This is a genomic window from Desulfosarcina variabilis str. Montpellier (assembly GCF_048565275.1).
GTDB classification, from domain to species: domain Bacteria; phylum Desulfobacterota; class Desulfobacteria; order Desulfobacterales; family Desulfosarcinaceae; genus Desulfosarcina; species Desulfosarcina variabilis.
In genome coordinates, this window is record NZ_CP159846.1 from 5,833,996 (window position 1) to 5,857,061 (window position 23,066).

The window sequence follows — 23,066 nt, forward strand, 5'->3', positions numbered from 1 at the left end:
GATATCCACTTGCTAAATGCAAATTTCTCTATATCGTTAATCTGGTTGATTCTGTCGTGTTGACGTGCGTGACATTGCCGTCGTCGCGGTCCATGCCCTAAGGACTCGCGCAAAAATAACTTCACATTTTCAGCGCCCATCCATCCCGCTCAGCGGTGTTGCGTAAACACGGAATATGCCTGATATTCCTTTGTCTTCGCGCCTTGCTGAGCGGGCGCCTGAACACTGACAATTTGTGAATTTATTTTTGCGCGAACCCTTAGCGGTTTGCTTTGCATGGCAATTGCCATCGGTACCAGCAAAAATGATGAGCAATACAGTTTGTGATCCTGCAGCCGTCCAATCCCAAAAAAAGACAGGCGTAATAAAATGGCTGCCTCTAAAAAAATCTGCTATACATACGAAATTATGGTTAAAGACTCCTTTTGGTGATTGGAAGACGGGGAAGGAACGGATTTTATATGCAGATGAAGCGCGGCCCGGAATACCGGGAATTTGTCACCCTTATGGCACTTATGATATCCATCACGGCGCTGTCCATCGATATGATGCTGCCTGCCCTGCCAGAAATCGGAAGGGATCTTCGTGTTGACCACGCCAATGATGTACAACTCGTTGTTACGGTTTTGCTTTTCGGCATGGGGATTGGTCAGCTGCTTTTCGGCCCCTTTGCTGATTCATTCGGCAGAAAGCCCGTCATTCTTACTGGTTTTGTTATTTTTATCATTGGATGTCTGCTTTCCATTTTTTCTACCCGATTTGAATTCATGGTGGTCGGGAGATTGATTCAGGGCATCGGTACGGGCGGACCACGAACGGCAATTATTGCCCTTGTCAGAGACCAGTATGGCGGACGGGCGATGGCACGAATCATGTCCGCTATAATGGCGGTTTTTATTATTGTACCGGCTGTCGCACCAGCACTGGGACAGCTAGTTCTGCTGGTATTCGGTTGGAAGGCCATTTTCGGCGTCTTGGTGCTACAAGGAGTTGTCGTTTTGACTTGGTTTGGCATCAGGCAACCGGAAACGCTTTCTCGCAATAATCGCATCCCCTTTTCTTTTGTCCGCATTTTAAGTGGTGTCGCTAAGGTGTGCAAAAATCGCATCTCCATGGGATACACCTTAGCTGCAGGATTCATATCCGGTGCGCTGATGTCCTATTTAAGCAGTGCTCAGCAGATCTTCCAGGAGGTTTACGGCCTTGGCAAGGAATTTCCTGTCTACATGGCTGCCCTTTCACTCTTCGTTGGCGGAGCCTCCTTCGTGAATTCCCGGATCGTCATGCGATTGGGGATGCGGGTGCTGTCCGATCGGGCAATTTTGTCTTTTATTTTTTTAATGTCGATTTACCTCATAATCATTTATCAAATGGACGGCCGTTCTCCGCTATGGCTGATGATGGCTTTTTTCGCACCGTCTTTTTTCTGCATGGGGATACTTTTTGGCAATTTGAACGCTTTAGCTATGGATCCGTTGAAGCATATGGCAGGGATTGGGGCAGCGATTATCGGATCGTTATCTAATTTTATCGCTTCATTTTTAGGGACCACAGTTGGTAGATGCTATGATGGATCCACGCTTCCGCTCACTTCCGGGTTTGTTATTTTAGGAATATTGACAGCAATTGCCATGCGATGGGCAGATAACGCTTAAAATGTGATGGGATGCCCTCTCATCGGCGCCTGTGCTGCATCATCTTTGTGGAAAATCGGTGCCAACCTGATGGTTATGAAATCAACTTGAAGCCCCATCCGCCATGAAAAGGCGGATGGGGCTCATTTTTAGGAAATAAACGAACAAGAACGCGATATAAAAATCAGGTCGGATCAATTGGTATGTATTTTCACATCTGCACTTTAACCACACACATTGCAGCGGGTAAGGCATTGTTCATAGGATACATCACGGTCTTTCACCGGTTCACTCGATTGAGACCAATACTTAAAAATACACTGACTAATGCATTCACCCTCGTTTGGTACGATATCTTTATTTTCCATGACAACACTCCTTATATTTGGAAACGTGTCGTAAAAACGAACGTTACCGTTTTTTGTTTCGTAAGGCTTTTTTTCGGGAAAACAATAACGGAAACAACCTTTTCATTGTTCTCCGTTATATATAAGAATAATGAGTTCGACTGCACGCTGCAAGATCCACGATAAGGACACATCCTGGTTTTCGAGAAGATTTGAAATACCGTAAAGACAGTTCAACTCCTTGATTCGTTCAGCTAATAGGACAATCCACTACTCAAATTAAAGCCTATTTTTGAACCTGTTGACCAAGCCTTTCAAATCTGCCATTAACGCAAAATACATTCCTTTAGAAGAAAATTACAGGAAAAGAAGACGGAGGCGCTTACATCCCAAAAAGCGACTCCGTTTTTCAATTGTTATGCTGGATTATCCTAAAATAGCCTTTAAATCATCATCAGCTGTTCCAATCGGTTTGATGTTTTTTAAGTTAATCACTGCGGATCATGACCAGCAGCATCTTGAAGCGCTGCTTGGCTTGAAGGGCGTGAGATACGTTTGCAGGCATGATCAACATTTCGCCGGCATTTACGATTTGAGGTTTTCCACCGATGGTGATTTCTGCTGTTCCGTCTAAGATATGGACAACGGCATCGAAAGGCGCTGTGTGTTCGCTGAGACCTTGGCCCCGGTCAAATGCAAATAGTGTAATGGTGCCGATTTCTTTCTTGATCAAGGTCTTGCTTACCACGGAACCAGCGGCGTATTCAATGTGGTTTTCCAGGTTGAATGGTTTGCCTTTCGGGGTATGGGATTGTTCACTCATATAAGCCTCTCTTTTTTTCCGACTCGATTTTATCAAATCCTTGTTTCAGCTCGGCTAATTTCTTTTCAGACAGATGCTGGATCGCCAAAGGGAAAAGTACGTTGTTTTCTTTGTCGATGTGAAATTCCAGCAGCACAACATAATCGTCCGCATATTTTTTATAAACTTGATCATACCGGCTGCTTTTTTGCGATGGAATTAACCGGAACATCATGGATCGTGTCATCTTTTTGATAAGACCAACCCGTGATCAGCCCAATAACAAAATAGGCCAATGCACCGACGCCGATCAGGAAAACCGTGTCACCGATCGTCCTCAACCAGCGCAAAGCCTCCATAATGGGCTGTTGGAGAAATTCAGCACTGCGTGCATACCACAAGCCGTGCTCGATACTGGCCCACGTCTGCATCAGGCCAATGGGGAGCAGACTCAACGCGATCATGAGCACCAGCCCCCCATTCATTGACCAAAAAGCCAGCCGCAGGGGGCCTTCACGCCATACGCCTTGGGGGTAAAGCCGTCTCAGGACGACAAGGGTCAAACCGAGTGCCAGCAGTCCGTAGACACCGAATTGTTGTAAATATAGCAACATGGATTTGATCGAACCATTGGTTTCCATCGCGGTGGACCTCACAGCAGCAATGACTGCAAAAGATCGTTATGAGAGACTTCTTGTCGCCCTAAGGAAAGTCATTCCCTACGACGCAGCAGCATTGCTTCGTGTTGACGGGAGTATATTGACACCGGTTGCCGCGAAAGGCCTGACGCCGGATGCGCTCGGACGCGAATACTCACAAAGCAACCATCCGAGACTGGAGATCATCTGTAATTCCGATGAACCGGTACGATTTCCAGCACAGACCCCTCTTCCGGATCCGTTCGATGGCTTGCTGGCTGAAAACGCAAATGCCTGGAGTCACATTCACGCCTGCCTGGGATGCCCCTTGCGGGTCGAGGGTCGTCTCATCGGCGTTCTTACAGCAGACGCGCTATATCCTGGCGCGTTTGACGGGATTGATCCCCGCTTCTTGAAAGCCGTGGGTGCACTGGCAGGCGCACAGATGCAAACGGCAAACCTCATCAGCGCACTGGAAAAAAGTGCAGAACGCCAGGGGCTGATCGCCACGGACCTGATGCAGGATATCCAGAGAAGGCAGGGCGACCAGATTATTGGAAGTAGTTCAACAATGGCGCACCTGCGCAAAGAAATCGATCTGGTCGCACGCTCTGATTTTAATATTCTTGTATTGGGTGAAACCGGCGTAGGCAAAGAACTGGTTGCCAGAGCCATCCATGCCGCCTCAAATCGTAACGGAATTCCGTTGCTTTATCTGAATTGCGCTGCATTGCCCGAAACCCTTGCTGAAAGCGAACTTTTTGGTCACACGAAAGGAGCGTTCACCGGAGCGAATCGTGACCGGGCAGGCAAATTTGAGTTGGCGGACAAGGGGACCCTCTTTCTGGACGAAATCGGGGAGCTGCCGCTTCCTGTTCAGCCAAAACTATTAAGGACAATCCAGGAAGGAGAGATCCAACGCGTGGGAACCGACAAGGCCATGCGTGTCAATGTAAGGCTGATCGCAGCGACAAATCGTGATCTTGAAATAGAGGTCGAAAAGAAACGATTCAGAGCTGACCTTTACCATCGATTGAACGTGTACCCGATAAACGTCCCTTCCCTGAGAAAGCGGAAATCGGATATTCCATTGCTGGCTGGCTTTTTTTGCGAGCGCATTCAACGCCGATTGGGATTGGGACAGGTTCGGATCAGTCCATTTGCGTATGAGGTGATGGAGGGGTATGATTGGCCGGGGAATGTGAGGGAATTGGAAAACGTCATTTCCAGAGCGGCGTTAAAAGCATCGTCCGGTGTCCCCAGAAACGAAGCGGTGATCATCGACGCGGCCCATCTTGAAAGCGACCTGATTCCTGTAAATCACCGCGATGCGCATTCGAAACCGAATAGAAGCAGCGTACCATCAAAAGATTTGTCTCTCAATGACGCGGTGAAAAATTACAAGCGAGAATGTATAAAACGTGCGATAGACAAGAATCAAGGCAATATTTCCGCAGCCGCGCGAGACTTAAAAATGAATCGCAGCAATCTTTACAACCTATCCAAACAACTGGGCATTATTGGCAATAAGGAGTAAATCTCTCTCGCACCGCCCAAAAATAACAATTACTTTTGCATCCGCAGAATAAGAACTCGGATTACTCACATGAGCTGTGACTGATCGCTTTTTGGGGACAAACCGCCACGCAGGTGCAACACTCGATGCAATCATCTACTCTTGCTGGAACGGCCTTGTTATCCACAAGATCGTATACTTCCCCGGGACAGGAAGACGCGCATTCACCGCTGCCCACGCATTTATCATGATCGACACGAATGCTGACCTCTTCATTTTCCGCTTTTACGACTGACAATGGCCCCTCCTTTGAATGACTACGGGTCACCAGCACTCCCCTGAGCAGATGGAAAAGGCCGATGACCCGTATTTTTAATGTTGTTATTTGTTACCGAATATCTTTTCCGGTTTTTGTGTATCCCCGGTCGCGTTGGGGTATTTGGGATAGACATAGGCCTTTTTGCCCGTGGCGATCAGGTGGTCCGCCTCTTCCATGAATTCGTTGAAGCGGGCCTTGCATTCATAAAAGCCGTGCCACCAGGCGTAGTCCGGGGCCATCATCATGACGCCCATACGCGCCCGGCGTCCCTCGTGGTGCCACAGCTCGTAGAACTGAAGCTCCAGGTGCTCATCGAAGAACTTGGTCTTGTCCAGCAGGTTCTTGGCGTACAGGTCGTCCAGCATGGCCTTGGCCGGCTTGAAGTAGACATTGTTGTATTCTTCCACGGCCTTGTCGAATCCCTGGTAGAAGTCATCGATCCACGAATCCCCATGGCAGGCGCGGCAGACGTTTTTCATTTTGTCGCGTTCCACCTGCCAGTCGTTGTCGGCGGGAAAGGGTTTGAAGTCGGCCGGGCGAACGGTCAGCGGTGCCTGGGTTTCCCAGGAAATGCGTTCGGTAACATCGTGGGTGCCCATGACCTTGCCGCTGCCGCTCATGTGGCAGGCGGCGCAGGTGGGCGCCCGGTAGTCGGTGCCCGGCGACCACGTTCCGGCGGCGGCCTTGAAATTGAATTCATCCCCGAAGGCGTTGTAGATGGTGCCGTGTTTGGACTCTTCGTAGATCTCGATCTGGGGATGATCCGGGCCCAGGTGGCAGGAATCGCAGGCCTCGGGACGCCGGGCCTCGGACACCGCAAATCGGTGCCGGCTGTGACAGCTGGTACAGGAGCCCATGCTGCCGTCCATATTCAGCCGCCCCACGCCCACGTTGGGCCAGGTGGTGGGGTCCAGCTTGCCTTTGTCATCGATGGCCAGCACGGTACCGTGGCAGTGGTAACAGCCGGTTTTGCGTTCGTTGTCCGAGTTCATGCCCTTGTTCAGCCAGGGGTCGAGCTTCCAAATGATCTCGATTGTGTTGGCATGCTTGCTCTTGCTGTACTGGGTCACCTCGTCCGGGTGGCAGCGGGAGCAGTCCTTGGGGGTGACCACGGTGGCGATGGGCACCTTGTATTTCTGCTCCCCATAGGGAAGGTCGCTGCGGCCGTAGTACTTTTCGTGATCTTTGGCCACGTCCTGATCACCGGGCTGGGCCAGGTGGCAGTCCAGACAGGAGATGTTGGCGCTGGCATGGCGGCTGTTGGCCCAGTCGCCGAACAGACCGGGATTGGTCTGCTTGTGGCACTCGATGCAGGCCACGGCTTCGGGCACCATGCTGCGCTCGATGCGAAACTCCTTGGCCTTGGCGTAATTGGGCTGTGCCAGGGCGGGTAATGATGTACCGGCCAGCACCAACAGGACTATCATGGTGCCTGCCAAAACAGACAACTTGCGTCGCCTCATGGTGATCCTCCTTTCGATTGAAAGATCTGATGAACGATTATGCAAATAGGTCTTTCAGATTGGCATTCATAGCTTTCTCAGCCCCTTGGCCTGATACGGCACCTCCCGGTACTGCTTGTACATGACGGTCACCTGATCGTTGTGAACCAGGTCATAGTGACAGTCTACACATTTTTTTTCATACCCCGGACGCGGGTAAAGGACTGTTTTATGGGCCAGCATAGCGCCGCGTTTGTCCGGCATGGCGAGCAGGTTGCGGTGGCATTTCTGACACTGGGCATTGTCGAAGGAGGCGTAAGCGGCTTCGCGGTTTTTCTCACGATCGTATTCGTCGATGATGAAGTGCTTGATCACGTCCTTTGCGCCATGAAGGGTTTTGGCAAAAAAGAAGTCGAATGTTTTGTGAGGTGCTGGCAGGTGACAATCCATGCAGTCAGCAACAAACCCTTGAGGATTGTTTACATGGGTTGAAGACCGCCAGGCCACAACTGCCGGCTTTATTTCGTGGCAGGAGGCACAGAAGTCAGGAGTGGAGGTTCTTACCATGGTGTAGTTGGTCATGCTGAACAACGGAAAGGCGATGATAATACCGATACCGACAAGGATGGCTGCAATCACATACTTTTTCATGGTGCCACCATCAATCAATTTTCGTCAGATTATTAAGGTGAATGCTGAATAGCGTGTAAAAAGAGATTCCACGCGTTTTTGGATCAATGCCAATACAGCATCGATGATCTCGCTTTTATTTTTGAAATGCCGGTATACTGCAGATGGAACCAAGCCCACCCGTTTTGCCACTGCCGCGACATTAAGCCCCCTGGTACCTTCTGAACGAACAAGGTCTAACGCGGCTTCGGCAATCTGATCATGGCGAACAGCTGTTCCGTAACGTTTTTTTACCATAGCGAAATGATAAGTGAATGTACATTCACGTAATAAATATTGGTGTGCTTGTCAAATAAATCTATTCTATTGGCAAAGGCTTTAAGCTATCTATATTTTTTACAAGATTGCTTGAACCCATGTTTAATAATGGAGTATTTAAAAAATACGAAGCGCAACGTTGGTCCGGCATCGCATTACCTTCACCCCCTAAGAGCAGTCCTCTGCCACTCGTCTGGATGTATAGGAAAAAAGCAGGAAAATACGATGGAAAAAATTATTTCAAATGTTGACCGTCTGACAACATCGGATATTTTTAAAGGATTGGCTGAGAATCAGCAGAGCCAAATCATCGAATGCGGAACTAACAAACAATTACCTGTCCACCATTATCTTTTTCATCAGGGCGATCCCGCTTTGCAATGCTATATGGTGATAAAAGGACAGCTTAAGCTGACCAAACTCAACGAGAATGGAAAGACCGTGACCATTCGTTATGTGGGAAGCGGAGAATTGACGGCCGCCGTTGCGGTCATTAAAAACGGCGTCTATCCGGTTACCGCGGAAACCGTCCAAGAGACAGAAATTGTCGGATGGGATCAACCGAAGATGATGGAATTGATGCGTCGATTCCCGGATATTGCTATCAACCTGTTGAGTGTCGTTCTGTTCCGAATCGAAGATATCCAGCAACGCTACCTCGAGATATGCACCGAACAGGTCGATCAACGAATTGCCCGCTCACTGCTCCGGCTGATGCGCTGGAAAGGGATTAAAAATGATGAGGGTGTCTTGATCGACATCCCATTAAGCCGCCAAAGCCTCGCTGATTATTCTGGCACCACGCTCTACACAGTCAGTCGAACCTTAAGCGCCTGGGAAAAAAGGGGATGGGTCGAAAGCGGACGGGAAAGAATTATCGTCACCGATCCTCATGCCCTGGTTGCCTTTGCCGAGTAAAAGATCTTTTTATCCCATCGCCTTGTCAAAAAAATAGCTGCTGTTTGCGCCAGCGCAAAGACATGTACCCAAAATCCGAGTAGGTTCAGCTTATAGTGACACGGGAAAGCATAAAGGAACGCTCGGCCATGGAAACCTTTCTTTCAGAATCAACAACCGTCAAAGAACTGCTGAATTTTTACCCCTATTTGTTGCCCACATTCATCGAGCTGGGCATGATGTGCGTGGGATGTCCAGCCGATGCATTCCACAATCTGGCCGATGTGGCCAAGGAATATGGTTTAGATAAATATGCGTTGATCGCTCGCCTGGAAACCGCGATCGACGAAAACATGAACCCAAAAAAAAATCGTTGATACAGCCAACAAGAAAACTGGAGGTGGCTCTATGGATTCAAAAATACCGGGCAATCTGCTGACCACCGCCATGGCGGTCATGCCGCACACGGACGTGGACCGGGCACTTGAAATGGCGCTCTCTCTGGACGTACCATTTTGGCCGCAACTTCCCAACTACAGCTACTATGAAGACATGTACGTACAGGCGGCTGAACATTTCCCAGGGATTGTATTGGATACAGAAAAACGCACACTGCGTTTTTCAGCGGAAAAATTCGCCGAGGAATTGGAGGCGGCGCTTGAGCATTTTGACGATCCCGCCATGTTTGACGTCAGTGAGACCTATTCGGCGGTCTATCACCGCTTTTTGGAATTGAATCTTTCGGACCGGCCTGCGATTCGGGGACAGCTGGAGGGGCCTATCAGTTTCGGTTTTAACATCCTCGATCAGGATGAGCGCCCTATTCTTTTCGACGACACGGTCAGGCCGTTCATGCTGGATTTCATGGCCAGGCGGTTGAATGTCCAATTGGCGCGCCTCAAGAAGCGCAACCCCAATGCCTTCATGTTCGTGGATGAGCCGGGATTGCAATTTTTATTTTCAGCCATGGCAGGCTATGGGGATCTCAAAGCCAAAGGGGATCTGGACCAGTTTTTCGCCAAGGTTGACCGGCCGCGGGGCATCCATTTGTGCGGCAACCCGGATTGGGACTTTCTGTTGAATCTGGACCTGGACGTGCTTTCCCTGGACGTCTACACCAATGCTGAAATTTTCGCATCCTATGCAAAGTCAATCAATAAATTCCTGGATCGGGACGGCGTGATTGTCTGGGGGATCGTTCCCACGGGGATCGAGACCTTCCAAAAGGAAAACCTGCCCTCGATACTGAGCCGATTGGAAAATGTCTGGCAAGTCTTGTGGGGCAAGGGCATCGACAGGGATCTGATGATTGCCCGAAGCATGCTTTCTCCGGCCACCTGCTGCCTGGTCAACCCGGATAAAGAACGGACCGTGGAGCGTGCTTTCGCTGCGGTTAAGCGCATGGCCGTGCAACTTCGAGATCAGTACATTACCTGATTCGATGTGCATAAGCGATTGTCTCAAGACAGACGAAAAAAATTATCGATTACGAGAGCGAACAACAATGGAGAATGAGTCATGAATTCATCCAACCTTAGAGAATGTGCCCCTGTCGAAATTTCCGACACTGACGTGATGGCGGCCATGAAGTCCATGCAAGGGTATATCGACATCACTCCCGCCGACTTCAGAGAGGTTTACAGGGTCGCCTATGCCTTGGCCAAGGAACGAATGATGACCGCCTTTAAAGCCACCGACATCATGAGCACCCCGGTGCAGATGGTGAGTACCGGCACTGATTTGGTCACAATCGCCACGCTGCTTTCTGAAAAGGGCATCTCTGGAGCACCCGTAACAGATCCCTTGGGTCGCATTGTCGGGGTGATATCTGAAAAAGATTTCCTGCGACAAATGGGGGCCGACAAGGCAGGATCATTCATGAAGGTGGTCGCCCTTTGTCTTAAAAACAAAGGATGTGTGGCCGCCCCAATGAAAAACAGCACCGCCGGCGACATCATGACCGCCCCTGCCATTTCAGCCAAGACCGACATTTCTATCGGTGACATCTCGGCATTGCTGATGGAGAAAAACATCAACCGACTTCCGATTGTGGACAACGACAGCCATCCAATAGGAATCGTGACCCGTTCGGATCTCGTCAACGCCTTCTGCATGCTGGGGTAAATACTAATGCAATACGTTAAGAAAATGTTGGGACATACACAGAGTCCGCCACGAGTGTCTATAACTGAAGTCTTCTGGTCCTGGTTGGGAAGCTTTCTGGGTATCGCCCTAGTTGGCGCAGTTCATTTCAACTTGTTGGATCGAACAGCATTGATCATGATCATCGGTTCCTTTGGCGCCTCTGCAGTGCTGATTTATGGCGCCATTCGGAGCCCTCTGGCGCAGCCGCGCAATCTGATCGGCGGTCATATGCTTTCGGCGGCGATCGGTGTTGCAGCCTATCAATTTCTCGGCGGGCTACCCTGGTTGGCGGCAGCCTTAGCTGTTTCAATCGCCATCGCCGTCATGCATCTCACCAAGACGTTGCATCCGCCGGGTGGGGCAACAGCCCTGATCGCGGTGATTGGCGGCGATGCCGTACATCAGTTGGGGTATATTTACATCCTCATGCCGGCCGGCCTTGGCGCGCTGGTTATGCTTATTGTGGCTCTACTCATCAATAATCTGGCACCGACCCGGCGCTATCCTGAATACTGGTTGTAGGTGATAGAAATTAACAACGGCACAAAAAGGAGATTTGGTCATGCAAAAAAGAAAAATCATGGAGAAAATTTACTTGTTAGGCGCCGTGGATTGGGACCGGCGACTTTTTGACTCCCTCATTCCCCTTCCGGACGGTACAACCTACAATGCCTATCTGATAGAAGGCAGTGAGAAAACCGCGCTGCTGGATACGGTTGACCCGGACATGGCCGATGTCCTCACGGCCCAGCTCGACACGGTGCCAGCAATCGACTTCATCGTCTCCCACCACGCCGAGCAGGACCACTCCGGAACAATACCACAGGTGCTGGAGCGGTTTCCGCAAGCCAAGGTGGTGGCAACGCCCAAGGCCATGGGCATGCTCATGGATATTTTGAAAATCCCCGAAAACGCCTTCGTCACCGTGCAAGACGGTGAAACGCTGTCTCTCGGAGACAAGACATTAGAATTCATTCACACCCCATGGGTCCACTGGCCCGAAACCATGGTGACCTACCTGCGGGAAGACAAAATTCTCTTCAGTTGCGATTTTTTCGGTTCCCACATTGCCTCCAGCGATCTTTTCGTTACCGACCAGGGACGGGTGCATGAAGCAGCCAAACGCTATTTCGCGGAGATCATGATGCCCTTCCGCAAGATCATCGCTAAAAACATGGAAAAGCTCAAGGGCTATGAAATTCAAATGATCGCCCCGAGCCACGGGCAGATTTACGACCCGCCAGCCTGGATCATGGAGGCCTACCAGGATTGGGTGAACGGCAACCCGCATAATCTGGTCGTGCTGCCTTTTATCTCCATGCACGGCAGCACGCGAAAAATGGTGGACTATCTAACCGCCGCCCTCGTCGGGCAGGGGATTCGCGTGGAGCTGTTCAACCTTGCAGTTACAGACATCGGCAAGCTCGCCATGGCGCTTGTTGACGCGGCTACGATTGTCGTGGGGGTGCCGACGGTGCTGGCCGGGCCGCATCCCCTGGCAGCGTATGCGACCTTGCTGGCCAATGCGCTGAAACCAAAAGTCAGGTTTCTCTCCATTATCGGCTCCTATGGATGGGGAGGAAAGACCGTGGAAACACTTGCCGGAATGATTCCCAATCTGAAAGTCGAGGTGATCGACCCGGTGCTTTGCAAAGGGCTTCCGGCCGAAGCGGATTTCGCTTCCCTGAACCGGTTGGCAGACAGCATTGCGCAAAAGCATAAAGAAAACGGGTTTTGTTAATATCAACCATTTCCACCCACCATTAAAATCAAGGAGGCAGTCTATGTTTTGTTTTCAATGTCAAGAAACGGCAAAAAATCAAGGTTGTACGGTGAAAGGCGTGTGCGGCAAGCCCGAAGAAACGGCGGATCTACAGGATCTTCTCATTTACGTTTGCAAGGGCATTGCGGTTTATGGGGAAAAACTGAAGGAGAAGGGCACGGTGGACAAAGAGGCCGGCCACTTCATCTGTGAAGCGCTTTTCACCACCATTACCAACGTGGCCTGGGATGATGACGTGATCGTCGACCGAATCCGGCAGGCCCTTGATGTCAGAGACGCGGTCAAGGCAAAACTTGGCGGCGACCTTCCGGACGCGCTTCCGGATTGCGCGGTCTGGTTGGCGACCAACAAACAGGCCATTATGGACAAGGCATTATCCGACGAAGTTCGCATTACAGCCATGCAAAACGAGGATGTGCGGTCCCTCAGAGAGCTGTTGATCATCGGCAGCAAGGGAATCGCCGCTTATGCAGATCATGCCGCGATTCTTGGTCATGAAAAGGACGACATCTATGGATTCCTCATGGAGGCCCTGGCTTCCACCACCAAGGAACTGTCAACGGACGAGATGGTCGGTTTGGTCATGAAGGCTGGAGAGTGCGCCGTCAACACCATGGCCCTGCTGGACGAGGCCAATACCAAGGCCTACGGCAATCCTGAAATCACCGAGGTGAACATCGGCGTGGGCAAAAACCCCGGCATCCTGATTTCCGGCCATGACCTGAAAGACATGGAGGAATTGCTCAAGCAGACCGAGGGAACAGGCGTGGATGTCTACACCCATGGCGAAATGCTGCCGGCCAACTACTATCCGGCCTTCAAAAAATACGGCCATTTTGTCGGCAACTACGGCGGATCGTGGTGGCACCAGAACAAGGACTTCGAATCTTTCAATGGGGCCATTGTATTGACCACCAATTGTTTGATCCCGATCAAAAAGACTAACACCTATCTGGATAGGCTGTTTACCACCGGCGTGGTGGGCTATCCGGGAGCCAAACACATTGCCAAAAGGCCGCAAGGCGGTGCCAAGGATTTTTCCGCTGTCGTGGAACGAGCCAAGCAATGCGCACCGCCAGAGGAGATCGAGTCCGGCAAGATCGTGGGCGGTTTCGCACACAACCAGGTGCTGGCCCTGGCCGACAAGGTCATCGATGCGGTGAAATCCGGTGCCATCAAGCGGTTTGTGGTCATGGCCGGCTGCGACGGACGCCAGAAATCCCGCAGCTACTTTACCGAGGTGGCCGAAAACCTGCCCAAGGATACGGTAATTCTGACCGCTGGATGCGCCAAATACCGCTACAACAAGTTGAACCTGGGCAACATCGGCGGTATTCCCCGCGTGCTGGATGCCGGTCAGTGCAACGATTCGTATTCGCTGGCCGTGATCGCTCTCAAGCTCAAGGAAGCGTTCGGGCTGGACGACATCAACGACCTTCCCGTTTCCTATGACATCGCCTGGTACGAGCAAAAAGCCGTAGCCGTGCTGCTGGCCCTGCTGTTCCTCGGCGTCAAGGGGATCCGGCTGGGACCGACCCTGCCGGGCTTTCTCTCACCCAATGTGGCCAATGTGCTGGTCGAGAAATTCGACATCAAACCCATTGGTACCGTCGAGGAAGATATCGCTGCCATGATGGCCGGCAAATAGCAATAAGCGGCCTGCGTGTTTGCCCCCAGGGAGCAGACACACAGGTCTGCCTTACCTTATACTCAAGAAGCTATCATTTCGGTTCAATCTGTTCCTTAGCTTAAATAATTCGGATTTACTATCTCTTGGTGCACTTAATTTAGAAAACCAGATGGGGAAATTGGGCCATCTAATATGAAAAAACTCTCTTAAAGGTCTCTTGCTGGGATTTTGATTGTCATTCTGATTTTGGCCGCTGTTGTGCTGGTGCGCCATCGCAAAACCCAGCTCGCAAACCAGCCCGCACCCTCTCAGCCGCCTGTTGCCGTTTTCACCAAGTCCGGACAGTGGGGACGTTTATCCGTTACCCGGCACTATCTTGGAACCATCGAACCCGAAGCCGAAGCCGTGCTGTCGGCTCAGACCACGGGTTATATCACGGCGCTTCACAAGGATGTGGGAGATCGGCTGACAAAAGGTGAAGCTGCGGCAGAGATAGACACCCGGCTGTCACAGGCAACGAAAAATGCCCTGGTTGCCGAGCTGTCCGGGGCGCGGCAAGACCTGGCCATCAAAAAAACCATCCGCAGCCGCCGGCAGGAACTGCTCCTGAACCAGGCCGTCTCCCAGGAGACCCTGGACGAATCCGAACTGGCGGCAAGCCTGGCCAAAAGCCGCGTCCGGCGTCTGGAACAGGAATTGTTGGCGGCAACCATATCCCTGTCATTCTCCCGTCTTGAATCGTTTTTCGTTGGAATCATTACCGAGCGTATGAAGGAAAGGGGCGATTTGGTCACCATTGGAACACCGGTTTTCCGGGTGGAGGATCCGGGTCAATGATACAAGATTCAGGTCCGGGTGCCGCAGGAAACAGCGGCGACTCTCGCCGGCAACGCCCCGGTTCGAGTGACGCACGGCAATAAGACTCTGGAAACAACCGTCGATCGTATTCACCCGGCCATCGTGTCCGGTCATCTGGCAACCGTGGAAATCAAATTGCCGACAAATCCTTTCGGCCTGCCCAGTTATGGCCTGGTAGGAGTGGACCTGACCGTAGACGAACCAGAGGGCTGGGTTGTGGATGCGGATTGTCTTTTGGAAACCGGATCAGAAACGCTGGTGTATCTTCTATCCGATGATATGACGGTCTCTCCGGTGGTCGTCACCGTGCGTGGACGCTCCGACTCACGGGCCGTTGTGGCGGGTCCCCTGACTGCAGCGAGCACGCTGGCCGCTGGCGCGGAATCCATGCTGCTGGCGCTGGGGCCCGGGGTTCGCGTCCAGCCGGTTTCCGGAGGTGCCCCGTGAACTGGGTGGGCGCTTACCTGAAAAAGCCCCATGCCGTCATCTCTCTGGTGCAGCGGTAACAGACGTCAATGCGGCGTTGAACCGGATCCTACCCAGCTTGCCGTCTGACCTGCTGCCACCGGGAATCTACCGGGTCAGCGACGCCACCGCGCCGGTGCAAACCCTTGCGGTTTCTCCGGTACCCGGATCGCTGATGACCCTATCCAAGGTCCGCCAGATCTGTGATAATGAAATTCAGGAGGCGCTTTTACGGGTCCCGGGTATCGCCGACGTGGAGGTGTTCGGCGGCTATCTTCCTGAAATCCGCCTGATTGTCAGCCGGGACCGCCTGGCGCAATACGGGCTTTCCGCGGATCAGGTGGCACGGGTAATTTACGCCCGTAACCGCAATATCCCCAGCGGCATGCTGCTTTCACGTTCCGAAGAACAGGTCATTACTATCCGCGGAGAGCGGAGTCTGCACAATGATCTGGCAGACATTGTTCTTGCCCGTGATGGCCGGGACGGTGCAGTGTATTTACGGGACGTGGCCGACATCGTCACCACCACCCAGGAACGGCGCTCATTTTTCAGGGGTAACAGCCGGCCCTCCATCGGCCTTAATATTCTGCGAGGTGAAGGCGCATCGGTTACAGGGACCTTGTCTGCCTTGGAAAAGGCCTTGCCGGGAATCAGAGCTATGTTCCCGGATCTGGTGGTCGAGGTGGCCGACACCCAGGGTGAAATCATCGACACCTCGGTGTCTAATCTGATCGGCGCGCTTCGGGATTCCGTGCTCCTGACGGTGATGGTCATTTTTCTTATCCTGGCCCGCATCCGCACCACCCTTCTGGCTGCCGTGTCCATCCCATTTACATTTTTCATGACCTTCGCCGGCATGAAACTCATCGGCTACGAGCTCAACATCGTCACCATGACCGCCATCATCCTGGCCGTCGGGCTCCTGGTGGACGATGCCATTGTGGTCATCGAGAACATTGACCGTCATGCAGCCCCGGGGAACAAATCTCTGTTTCAAGCATCGGTGGATGGCACCCAAGAAATCTTCCTGGCAGATTTCGCAGGTACAGCGACCACCTTGGCGGTTCTGGTCCCGATTATCTTTGTGGGCGGCTATTCCCAGAAAATTCTGCGTCCCCTTTCGGTGGTTTGGATTTTATCGAAACGGCCAGGGCTGAAGGCGTATCGATTCAAGACGCCATCGAGCAGGCCATTTTTCGCCGAACCCGACCCATTTTGATGACGGCGCTGAGCACCATGGCCGGTATGCTCCCGGTGGCGGCACAGTCTGCCGTTGGACTCTAACGGCTGTCTCCCTTGGCGGTGGTGGCCATCGCCGGGCTTTTGGTATCGACATTTCTCACCCTTGCCTGGGTGCCGACAATATATATCGGCATTGAACGATTAAAAAAAACTGAGCCACTCATCCAAAAAACAGCTGGTTCCCTATGGTTGATTGGGTGGATCATGCTTTTTTTCCAATAAGCAACCTTCGAAATAAAGCCCCATCAGCTATGAAAAGGCGGATGGGGCTCAACTATAGAAGATAAATCAGAAAATAAGGATGAATGAACGGATGTGAATAGCCGGCACCCCATTTAAGTACCTGCCTCAGCTCTTCTTTAAAAAAACCTCGTTGACTTTCTCCCAATCTATGACATGGAAAAAAGAATGATTGGCATGACCTCCACCGTGATTCCTGACGGCTGTCCGTATGTCTTCAGAGATGGTGCTCAACTTTTTAATTTCTCGAGTAATGATCTTCACATTCAAGGCCAGCGCTGACCAACGTTCAAGCGGTTGAAATCTGGGAAATTACGCACGCTTCAGAAATAAATGGACCTCAATTTGTTGAGTTATACGAAAAGCTGATTATTTTATCTCAAGGAATTGAGTTTTTTCTGAAGAGGTAAAAAATGGCTGTAAACCAATCCGAGCCGAGCCTGAAAGCGTTGGAAGAAAAATGCCAACTATTAGAAAACCAATGCTCGGAGTACGTCCGTGCTCTCGAGCGAACCAATCAGCGACTCGAAAAAGAGATCCGCAAGCAGAAGCGGACCGAGTCGAGGTTGAAGATCAGCGAAATGCGATTTCGCAAGATCTTCGAACACGCGCCTTTCGGTGCAGCCATCGCCGACCGGGAAGGAAGCATTGTGTTGGCCAATCATGCGCTTTGCCGTATGCTCGGCTATTCGCAGCATGAATTGCAGCGCATGCATTTTGCCGATATCACGCATAAGGAAGATGTCGATGCCGATATGGAACGGTTTCGTCAATTGATCGATGGTGCGATCGACCACTACAACCTGGAAAAAAGATATCATACCAAGCAAAACAAGGTAATCTGGGGAAGCATGGCGGCCACGCTGATACATGGCAGAAATCCCCAAGAGCGGTCTATCCTCGGCATGGTGGAGGATATTTCCGAACGCAAACGTACCGAGAAAAAAATTATTCAATCCAGGGATGATCTGGAGGCTGTGGTTGCCGAGCGTACCCGGGAAATTCAATCCCTTAAAGACCGATTGCAGGCGGAGAATCTGATCCTAAAGCAGGAACTCGCCGAATCTCAGTCATACGGCACGATCATCGGCGAGAGCCACCCCATCAAGACTGTTATTTCACAGATCGAACTCGTTGCGCCCACCGATGCCAATGTTCTTATTCATGGAGAGTCCGGCACCGGTAAGGAACTGGTGGCGCGCGAAATCCATCGCCATAGTCAGCGCCAAGACAACCCCTTGATCAAGGTCAACTGTGCCACCATCCCCAAAGATCTCTATGAGAGTGAGTTCTTCGGCCATGTCAAGGGCGCTTTTACCGGTGCCGTCAAAGATCGTATCGGCCGGTTCGAAGCCGCCGACGGCGGTACCATCTTTCTGGACGAGGTGGGTGAAATACCCCTGGATCTGCAAAGCAAACTGCTGCGCATCCTTCAGGAAGGCGAATATGAACGGGTGGGGGACGATAAAACGCGAAAGGTGAATGTCCGCATCATTGCCGCCACCAACAAATCATTGCTAAGCGAGGTCCGGGCCAAACGGTTCCGTGACGACCTGTTTTACCGGCTGAACGTGTTTCCCATTCAGATTGCCCCTTTAAGGGACCGCAAGGAGGATATCCAGCTGCTGGCCACCCATTTCGTCGAAAAGCTCTCCCGCAAGCTCAATGTGCCGCCTCCCCAGTTGACCCAGGCAAATATTTTGGATCTGCAGTCCTATGATTGGCCGGGAAATGTGCGCGAACTGGAGAATACGGTAGAGCGGGCAATAATCCTCTCCCGGTCAACATCACTGAACTTTTCTGCCATGCAGGACTTTGCCCTCACCGACACGGAGCCGCGAGTGGATCGAGCAGCCAAGCCTCAGAATCGGGAAACGGTTCTTTCCGCCGACGCCATGCAACAATTTGACCGCCAAAACACAATCAACGCCTTGAAACAGTGCAAATGGAAAATCTATGGGAATGACGGTGCGGCCCATCTGCTGGGTATCAAGCCCACCACCTTGATCGAACGCATGAAGCGCATGCGTATTCGCAAACCCTCTAAAAAAGCTTCCGAAGCGCACTAGCTTGTCCATAAAGACCCCACTACCCTCAACCCACTGATCAACTCTGCTGGCTATTTGATGCACATAGTTCGGATTGAATTTAATGGAATGCAGATTGCATCTCTTCCCAGTAATACTTGCAGATGTCGCGCACCACGAAGTGCTGATAGCCACCGAAACATCAGCAATCGTTTTTTGGTGTGCCAGTAGCATTCATCTAAGATCTTTTGATGACAGTTTTACGAACAGAGGAGGTACTCCGATGCTGACAGATAAAGACGTATGCGGCCAAATCCGTTCCTTGTATCCTGATTTTGGACACTGTGGTGAAAATTTGGATGTGAGATGGGATGAGAACAATCACGCTTGGGCGGTTGATTTCGAGTATCAGGGCAATAAAATCCGTCACTACCTTGATAACGAAGATGCCGCTGCCTGTGTGAACGGCGATCAATGCCTGGGCTTAGGCATTGAATTTGGGCAGTTTCGATGATTCCACAAAACCTGACGGTGGCTGTTGGCTCCTGCGATGCAGCAACCCGTTCAGCCAAGCCGCACCGGTTGCCCGATTGGCACACATCGACCGCTTGGTCGTGACCCGCCAGGACCCGGATCAAGATGACTCTTTTTTGTCTGAAATGGAAGGCATCTGGAGGAAGCGGTTCGACGGCATCGTGTTCGCGTGGGAGGGAATGGTAATCGACTGGTAGAAAATCATTTTTTTGATTTATTCACTCAATTTCTTGATAAGGAGGCTAACCATGATGAACGCATTTACTACCAAGGCCAAACGATGTTGCTCCCAGGCGCATGAACAGCTGGTTCGCCGGCTCGACTCGTGCAAAATGGAATCCAAAACCGCCGGTGAACGGCATGATTGCTATCGACGGGCAGCCAAGATGAGCGGCGCCAGGGCCAAAAGATGCATCGCTGAAGGCAACCATTGATGGTGCTCCATCCAATCACGGTCAATACGATTCTGTACTGCCGGCAATGGGATGACATGGTTCGCTTTTACAGGGATCGACTCCAATTGCCGGTCAACTTTTCCAACGATTGGTTCGTGGAATTCCACCTGACGGAAAAAAACCGCTTGAGCATTGCCGATGAAAAGCGATCGACCATTAAGAGCGCTGCTGGAAATGGCATTACCATTACTTTGGAGGTCGAGGACATAGCGACGGTTCACAAAAGGCTATTGGCTATGGGTTTGAAGCCCAATGGCATCAGAAAGCATCCATGGAATGCCCTCGTTTTTCATCTGTTCGATCCTGACAGCAATCGCATAGAGATCTGGCAGTCCATGAAAAATGGTGGATTATCATGATCCAGACACCAAAAAGGTTCAATTGTCTCGAAAACGACCGGCCTGAATTAAAGGCGAGGGGCAAAATGAAGGAAAATAAAAAGCGCTTTCTTAAAAGAGAAAATGATCTGCCTGTTGCCGTGCGGGGCGGCGGCCATCATGTTGCCGGCTTCGCTTTAAAACGTCATCGTTGCAAACTTCACCGTTAAACGCTTTAACCCAACAACATGGAACACGTCTAAAATGAAAAGGTATTGCTATCCGCTGTCTTCAAAGCGCTATCTAATTAAACCAAGCCATTTGCCACTCAAAGCGACCTTTCACGAACCCGGTTCGATCTGGACGAATCGTAAACCGAGAAAAAGTAGTACGATCGGACCGGAAACTGCCATTCACCGTAAAAGAGGTCCTCAACCAAAGACGATGTTACGCAGGTCCACCGCTATCTCTCAGCGCCAGTTCCCAGCCGTTAAGCGTATGGGTGAAGGCCATCGGCTGTTGCTTCACGGATGCGGCGAAAGCCTGAATCTGCTGGAGCGCCTGCCGGCGCCACCTCTCCCGGCCGGTCAACCGTCCGAGGTGCAAAAGGTTGTTCAGGGCCACCGCATTGGCCGAAGGCAAGGCGCCGTCGTAAAGCTCCAAAGGTCTGACCGGCAGATCGTTATCATCGGCGGCCGTCAGATAAAAACCGCCCTGCTCAGCCTTCCAGAAGCCTTCGTTCATGGCCGATTGCAAGGCTTCGGCGTGGTTCAACCAAAATGGCTCACCAACGCTGCGGTGCAGATCGATCAGGCCCATGATGAAAAAAGCATAGTCGTTGGCGGTTGCCGCAATGGCGGCTTCTCCCCCCCGGTACCGGTGCAACAGGGCGCCGCGTTCATCAACAAGGTGTTGCAGCACGAATCCGGCCGCTTTTTCCGCAGCGTCCTTGAACCGCGAATCACCCAGCACCCGGCCTCCCTTTGCCATGGCCGCTATCATCAGACCATTCCAATCGGTCAGGACCTTGTCGTCTTTGAGTGGAGGAATGCGCCGCTCCCGCCGGGCAAACAGACGCTGCCGCAGTTGTTCCCATTTCGCGGCCAGTCGATCCGGGGCCGTTTTCAATTCAGCGGCCCATGCGTCCAGATCGGATGATAAGTGCAAAATATTGTTGCCGGTCTTTTGCTTTGTGGCTTCGTCGAGAAAATTGCCCGCCGGCTGCAGGTTGAAAAGACGCAGCCAGGGCGTCTTTTCGAGTTCGTCGCCGGCGACGTGTTCAAACGCGTCCTGGGTCCACACATAAAACTTGCCTTCCTGGCCTTCGCTGTCGGCATCCTGAGCGGTGTAAAAACCGCCTTGCGGATCGGTCATGTCGCGCAGCACATAGGTCAACGTGTCCCGGGCGGTCTCCCTGAACAGCACGCGGCCGGTTTGTTCGTAAGCATGCAGGTAGGCCAGGGCGAGCAGTGCCTGGTCGTACAGCATCTTCTCGAAATGAGGCAGCAGCCACTCCCGATCCGTTGCGTAGCGATGGAAGCCGAATCCCACATGATCCCACAGGCCACCCAACCGCATGGCCGTCAGGGTGTGCTCGACCATCTCGAGCAGCTTCGCGTCACCGGTGCGCCGATAAACGCTGAGCAGAAAAAGCAGGCGATGCGGCATGGGGAACTTGGGCGCATTGTCGAAGCCGCCATATCGCTCGTCATACCGCGTCATGATCTGACCGCAGGCCTGATCCGGAACGCTCGTATCCGGACGGGCCGCTGGATCGCTTTCGAACTTGAACACATCGCTGAGATGGCCTGCCACAGCATTGGCGGTTTCGTTCAGTCGGTGGGGCTCTTTCTCCGACAAGCCGGTGATCCGGCGGCATAGATCAATGAGGCCCAACCGGCCGAAACCGGAAGTCTTGGGAATGTAGGTGCCGGCAAAAAAAGGTTTTTTTTCCGGCGTCATGATGATCGACAGTGGCCATCCACCGCTGCCGGTGGCCATCTGGCAGGCGGCCATGTAAACGGCATCGATATCCGGCCGCTCTTCGCGGTCGACCTTGATGGAAACAAAGCTTTCGTTAATCGCGGCGGCGGTTTCAGGATCTTCAAAAGACTCCCTTTCCATGACATGGCACCAGTGGCAGGTGGCATAGCCGATGGATAGAAATATGGGTTTGTTCAACCGCCGGGCGGCATTGAACGCCTCTTCTCCCCATGGATACCAGTCCACGGGGTTGTGGGCATGTTGCAGCAGATAAGGACTTTTTTCGTGAATGAGACGGTTTGGCATGATATGGCGTCCTCCTTCGACGTTCGCACTGAGCGGCACTGCATGCAATCTACCAGTGAACCGCCTGGCCGGAAATGGGGTGCAGCCCGTATTTTCCATTCTCGTCCGGTGTATGTTGCGGAATGTTGATTATAAAAGATACGGATCCGAAGTTTCCTTGATCATGATGGACATCGACGATTTCAAACAAGTCAATGATTCTTATGGTCATCCGGAAGGTGACCGGGTGTTGTCGGAGATTTCGACGCTTATTTTGAAAACCGCACGGGATCTTGATATCTGTTCGCGCTACGGCGGCGAGGAGTTCGCCGTCATTCTTCCCCAGACAGGCCACCAGGAGGCATTACGGTTGGCGGAAAGGATCCGGAAGCGCGTTGAAAATCGATTTAAAAAGGATTTAAACGTGACCATCAGTCTGGGTGTGGCCACATGCCCGCGGGTTGCCAAGTCGGCCGAGGCGCTTGTCTCCAAAGCGGATAAAGCGCTGTTCCAATCCAAAAAAAGGGGTAAAAATCGAGTCACATTATCCTGAAAG

At 51.9% G+C, this 23,066-nt stretch carries 27 protein-coding genes; 20 read left to right on the forward strand and 7 right to left on the reverse strand.

All coding sequences use genetic code 11. The annotated features are described in order from the left end of the window. Positions 1-461: 461 nt before the first annotated feature. Positions 462-1,655, forward strand: a complete 1,194-nt coding sequence (locus tag Dvar_RS26210; protein ID WP_419656078.1) for a multidrug effflux MFS transporter — start codon at positions 462-464, stop codon at positions 1,653-1,655. An 813-nt stretch (positions 1,656-2,468) separates the two neighbouring features. Here Dvar_RS26210 and Dvar_RS26215 read toward each other — a convergent pair. Both Dvar_RS26215 and Dvar_RS26220 read right to left on the reverse strand, forming a co-directional pair. Beyond that, positions 2,469-2,804 carry a cupin domain-containing protein gene (locus Dvar_RS26215; RefSeq protein WP_419656079.1) on the reverse strand — a complete coding sequence of 112 codons (336 nt, stop codon included), beginning with the start codon at positions 2,802-2,804 and terminating at the stop codon, positions 2,469-2,471. Positions 2,805-2,974: 170 nt separating this feature from the next. After that, positions 2,975-3,424, reverse strand: coding sequence for a hypothetical protein (locus tag Dvar_RS26220; RefSeq protein ID WP_419656080.1), 450 nt, complete (start codon positions 3,422-3,424; stop codon positions 2,975-2,977). A gap of 22 nt (positions 3,425-3,446) precedes the next feature. Here Dvar_RS26220 and norR point away from each other — a divergent pair, with 22 nt between their 5' ends. Continuing rightward, on the forward strand, positions 3,447-4,958 hold the full coding sequence (gene norR, locus Dvar_RS26225) for a nitric oxide reductase transcriptional regulator NorR (RefSeq protein WP_419656081.1): 1,512 nt from the start codon (positions 3,447-3,449) through the stop codon (positions 4,956-4,958). Positions 4,959-5,019: 61 nt separating this feature from the next. Here the strand turns inward: norR and Dvar_RS26230 are convergent, their stop codons facing one another. The 4 genes from Dvar_RS26230 to Dvar_RS26245 all read right to left on the reverse strand — a co-directional run bounded on the left by Dvar_RS26230 (position 5,020) and on the right by Dvar_RS26245 (position 7,625). Continuing rightward, entirely contained in the window at positions 5,020-5,235 is a 216-nt protein-coding gene (locus tag Dvar_RS26230) for a 4Fe-4S dicluster domain-containing protein (RefSeq protein WP_419656082.1), read from the reverse strand. Between the two features lie 83 nt (positions 5,236-5,318). Further along, positions 5,319-6,719 (reverse strand): multiheme c-type cytochrome, encoded by a 1,401-nt coding sequence (locus Dvar_RS26235; RefSeq protein WP_419656083.1) that lies wholly within the window; start codon positions 6,717-6,719, stop codon positions 5,319-5,321. A gap of 66 nt (positions 6,720-6,785) precedes the next feature. Continuing rightward, positions 6,786-7,349 carry a NapC/NirT family cytochrome c gene (locus tag Dvar_RS26240; RefSeq protein ID WP_419656084.1) on the reverse strand — a complete coding sequence of 188 codons (564 nt, stop codon included), beginning with the start codon at positions 7,347-7,349 and terminating at the stop codon, positions 6,786-6,788. A gap of 24 nt (positions 7,350-7,373) precedes the next feature. Further along, a complete protein-coding gene (locus Dvar_RS26245; RefSeq protein WP_419656085.1) occupies positions 7,374-7,625 on the reverse strand; it encodes a TetR/AcrR family transcriptional regulator in 252 nt (83 codons plus the stop codon). A gap of 129 nt (positions 7,626-7,754) precedes the next feature. On the opposite strand from Dvar_RS26245, the gene Dvar_RS26250 reads away from it, so the two are divergent. The 17 genes from Dvar_RS26250 (at position 7,755) to Dvar_RS26330 (ending at position 20,472) form a co-directional block, all read left to right on the forward strand. Beyond that, on the forward strand, positions 7,755-8,564 hold the full coding sequence (locus tag Dvar_RS26250; protein WP_419656086.1) for a Crp/Fnr family transcriptional regulator: 810 nt from the start codon (positions 7,755-7,757) through the stop codon (positions 8,562-8,564). A gap of 128 nt (positions 8,565-8,692) precedes the next feature. Continuing rightward, on the forward strand, positions 8,693-8,920 hold the full coding sequence (locus tag Dvar_RS26255) for a DUF1858 domain-containing protein (protein WP_419656087.1): 228 nt from the start codon (positions 8,693-8,695) through the stop codon (positions 8,918-8,920). Positions 8,921-8,951: 31 nt separating this feature from the next. Beyond that, positions 8,952-9,980, forward strand: a complete 1,029-nt coding sequence (locus Dvar_RS26260; protein ID WP_419656088.1) for a hypothetical protein — start codon at positions 8,952-8,954, stop codon at positions 9,978-9,980. 81 nt (positions 9,981-10,061) lie between these two features. Beyond that, positions 10,062-10,667 carry a CBS domain-containing protein gene (locus tag Dvar_RS26265; RefSeq protein ID WP_419656089.1) on the forward strand — a complete coding sequence of 202 codons (606 nt, stop codon included), beginning with the start codon at positions 10,062-10,064 and terminating at the stop codon, positions 10,665-10,667. 54 nt (positions 10,668-10,721) lie between these two features. Further along, entirely contained in the window at positions 10,722-11,210 is a 489-nt protein-coding gene (locus Dvar_RS26270) for an HPP family protein (protein ID WP_419656090.1), read from the forward strand. Positions 11,211-11,250: 40 nt separating this feature from the next. Beyond that, on the forward strand, positions 11,251-12,429 hold the full coding sequence (locus tag Dvar_RS26275; RefSeq protein WP_419656091.1) for an FprA family A-type flavoprotein: 1,179 nt from the start codon (positions 11,251-11,253) through the stop codon (positions 12,427-12,429). A gap of 43 nt (positions 12,430-12,472) precedes the next feature. Then, positions 12,473-14,119 (forward strand): hydroxylamine reductase, encoded by a 1,647-nt coding sequence (gene hcp, locus Dvar_RS26280; RefSeq protein ID WP_419656092.1) that lies wholly within the window; start codon positions 12,473-12,475, stop codon positions 14,117-14,119. Positions 14,120-14,329: 210 nt separating this feature from the next. Beyond that, entirely contained in the window at positions 14,330-14,938 is a 609-nt protein-coding gene (locus Dvar_RS26285; RefSeq protein ID WP_419656093.1) for an efflux RND transporter periplasmic adaptor subunit, read from the forward strand. An 18-nt stretch (positions 14,939-14,956) separates the two neighbouring features. After that, the gene (locus tag Dvar_RS26290; protein ID WP_419656094.1) at positions 14,957-15,406 is read left to right on the forward strand and encodes a hypothetical protein; all 450 of its coding nucleotides are present in this window, start codon (positions 14,957-14,959) and stop codon (positions 15,404-15,406) included. After that, on the forward strand, positions 15,396-16,646 hold the full coding sequence (locus tag Dvar_RS26295; protein ID WP_419656095.1) for an efflux RND transporter permease subunit: 1,251 nt from the start codon (positions 15,396-15,398) through the stop codon (positions 16,644-16,646). Before Dvar_RS26290 ends, Dvar_RS26295 begins: the two co-directional genes overlap by 11 nt. Beyond that, positions 16,619-16,711: a hypothetical protein gene (locus Dvar_RS26300; protein ID WP_419664164.1), complete on the forward strand. Its 93-nt coding sequence runs from the start codon at positions 16,619-16,621 to the stop codon at positions 16,709-16,711. Before Dvar_RS26295 ends, Dvar_RS26300 begins: the two co-directional genes overlap by 28 nt. Before the next feature lie 611 nt (positions 16,712-17,322). Continuing rightward, the gene (locus Dvar_RS26305) at positions 17,323-18,978 is read left to right on the forward strand and encodes a sigma-54 interaction domain-containing protein (protein WP_419656096.1); all 1,656 of its coding nucleotides are present in this window, start codon (positions 17,323-17,325) and stop codon (positions 18,976-18,978) included. Positions 18,979-19,219: 241 nt separating this feature from the next. Then, entirely contained in the window at positions 19,220-19,450 is a 231-nt protein-coding gene (locus Dvar_RS26310) for a hypothetical protein (protein ID WP_419656097.1), read from the forward strand. After that, entirely contained in the window at positions 19,434-19,667 is a 234-nt protein-coding gene (locus tag Dvar_RS26315) for a hypothetical protein (protein WP_419656098.1), read from the forward strand. The genes Dvar_RS26310 and Dvar_RS26315 overlap by 17 nt, the downstream gene beginning before the upstream one ends. A 51-nt stretch (positions 19,668-19,718) precedes the next feature. After that, positions 19,719-19,904 carry a hypothetical protein gene (locus Dvar_RS26320; protein ID WP_419656099.1) on the forward strand — a complete coding sequence of 62 codons (186 nt, stop codon included), beginning with the start codon at positions 19,719-19,721 and terminating at the stop codon, positions 19,902-19,904. Further along, positions 19,904-20,284: a VOC family protein gene (locus Dvar_RS26325; RefSeq protein WP_419656100.1), complete on the forward strand. Its 381-nt coding sequence runs from the start codon at positions 19,904-19,906 to the stop codon at positions 20,282-20,284. Before Dvar_RS26320 ends, Dvar_RS26325 begins: the two co-directional genes overlap by 1 nt. A 65-nt stretch (positions 20,285-20,349) precedes the next feature. Next, entirely contained in the window at positions 20,350-20,472 is a 123-nt protein-coding gene (locus Dvar_RS26330) for a hypothetical protein (RefSeq protein WP_419656101.1), read from the forward strand. A gap of 217 nt (positions 20,473-20,689) precedes the next feature. Here the strand turns inward: Dvar_RS26330 and Dvar_RS26335 are convergent, their stop codons facing one another. Next, complete coding sequence (locus Dvar_RS26335) at positions 20,690-22,531, reverse strand: thioredoxin domain-containing protein (RefSeq protein WP_419656102.1); 1,842 nt, start codon at positions 22,529-22,531, stop codon at positions 20,690-20,692. Between Dvar_RS26335 and Dvar_RS26340 the strand changes: the two genes are divergently transcribed. After that, positions 22,530-23,063: a GGDEF domain-containing protein gene (locus Dvar_RS26340; protein WP_419656103.1), complete on the forward strand. Its 534-nt coding sequence runs from the start codon at positions 22,530-22,532 to the stop codon at positions 23,061-23,063. The two genes, Dvar_RS26335 and Dvar_RS26340, sit on opposite strands and share 2 nt — an antisense overlap. Positions 23,064-23,066: the final 3 nt, after the last annotated feature.

Excerpts from the sequence above, each read along its gene's own strand:
- Dvar_RS26275 (WP_419656091.1), top strand. The coding sequence starts at position 11,251 with ATGCAAAAAAGAAAAATCATGGAGAAAATTTACTTGTTAGGCGCCGTG.
- Dvar_RS26325 (WP_419656100.1), top strand. The coding sequence starts at position 19,904 with ATGGTGCTCCATCCAATCACGGTCAATACGATTCTGTACTGCCGGCAA.
- Dvar_RS26265 (WP_419656089.1), top strand. The coding sequence starts at position 10,062 with ATGAATTCATCCAACCTTAGAGAATGTGCCCCTGTCGAAATTTCCGAC.
- Dvar_RS26210 (WP_419656078.1), top strand. The coding sequence starts at position 462 with ATGCAGATGAAGCGCGGCCCGGAATACCGGGAATTTGTCACCCTTATG.
- Dvar_RS26340 (WP_419656103.1), top strand. The coding sequence starts at position 22,530 with ATGATATGGCGTCCTCCTTCGACGTTCGCACTGAGCGGCACTGCATGC.
- Dvar_RS26255 (WP_419656087.1), top strand. The coding sequence starts at position 8,693 with ATGGAAACCTTTCTTTCAGAATCAACAACCGTCAAAGAACTGCTGAAT.
- Dvar_RS26335 (WP_419656102.1), bottom strand. The coding sequence starts at position 22,531 with ATGCCAAACCGTCTCATTCACGAAAAAAGTCCTTATCTGCTGCAACAT.
- Dvar_RS26235 (WP_419656083.1), bottom strand. The coding sequence starts at position 6,719 with ATGAGGCGACGCAAGTTGTCTGTTTTGGCAGGCACCATGATAGTCCTG.
- Dvar_RS26250 (WP_419656086.1), top strand. The coding sequence starts at position 7,755 with ATGGAGTATTTAAAAAATACGAAGCGCAACGTTGGTCCGGCATCGCAT.
- Dvar_RS26260 (WP_419656088.1), top strand. The coding sequence starts at position 8,952 with ATGGATTCAAAAATACCGGGCAATCTGCTGACCACCGCCATGGCGGTC.
- Dvar_RS26310 (WP_419656097.1), top strand. The coding sequence starts at position 19,220 with ATGCTGACAGATAAAGACGTATGCGGCCAAATCCGTTCCTTGTATCCT.
- Dvar_RS26215 (WP_419656079.1), bottom strand. The coding sequence starts at position 2,804 with ATGAGTGAACAATCCCATACCCCGAAAGGCAAACCATTCAACCTGGAA.
- norR (WP_419656081.1), top strand. The coding sequence starts at position 3,447 with ATGACTGCAAAAGATCGTTATGAGAGACTTCTTGTCGCCCTAAGGAAA.
- hcp (WP_419656092.1), top strand. The coding sequence starts at position 12,473 with ATGTTTTGTTTTCAATGTCAAGAAACGGCAAAAAATCAAGGTTGTACG.
- Dvar_RS26305 (WP_419656096.1), top strand. The coding sequence starts at position 17,323 with ATGGCTGTAAACCAATCCGAGCCGAGCCTGAAAGCGTTGGAAGAAAAA.
- Dvar_RS26240 (WP_419656084.1), bottom strand. The coding sequence starts at position 7,349 with ATGAAAAAGTATGTGATTGCAGCCATCCTTGTCGGTATCGGTATTATC.
- Dvar_RS26330 (WP_419656101.1), top strand. The coding sequence starts at position 20,350 with ATGAAGGAAAATAAAAAGCGCTTTCTTAAAAGAGAAAATGATCTGCCT.
- Dvar_RS26220 (WP_419656080.1), bottom strand. The coding sequence starts at position 3,424 with ATGGAAACCAATGGTTCGATCAAATCCATGTTGCTATATTTACAACAA.
- Dvar_RS26245 (WP_419656085.1), bottom strand. The coding sequence starts at position 7,625 with ATGGTAAAAAAACGTTACGGAACAGCTGTTCGCCATGATCAGATTGCC.
- Dvar_RS26320 (WP_419656099.1), top strand. The coding sequence starts at position 19,719 with ATGATGAACGCATTTACTACCAAGGCCAAACGATGTTGCTCCCAGGCG.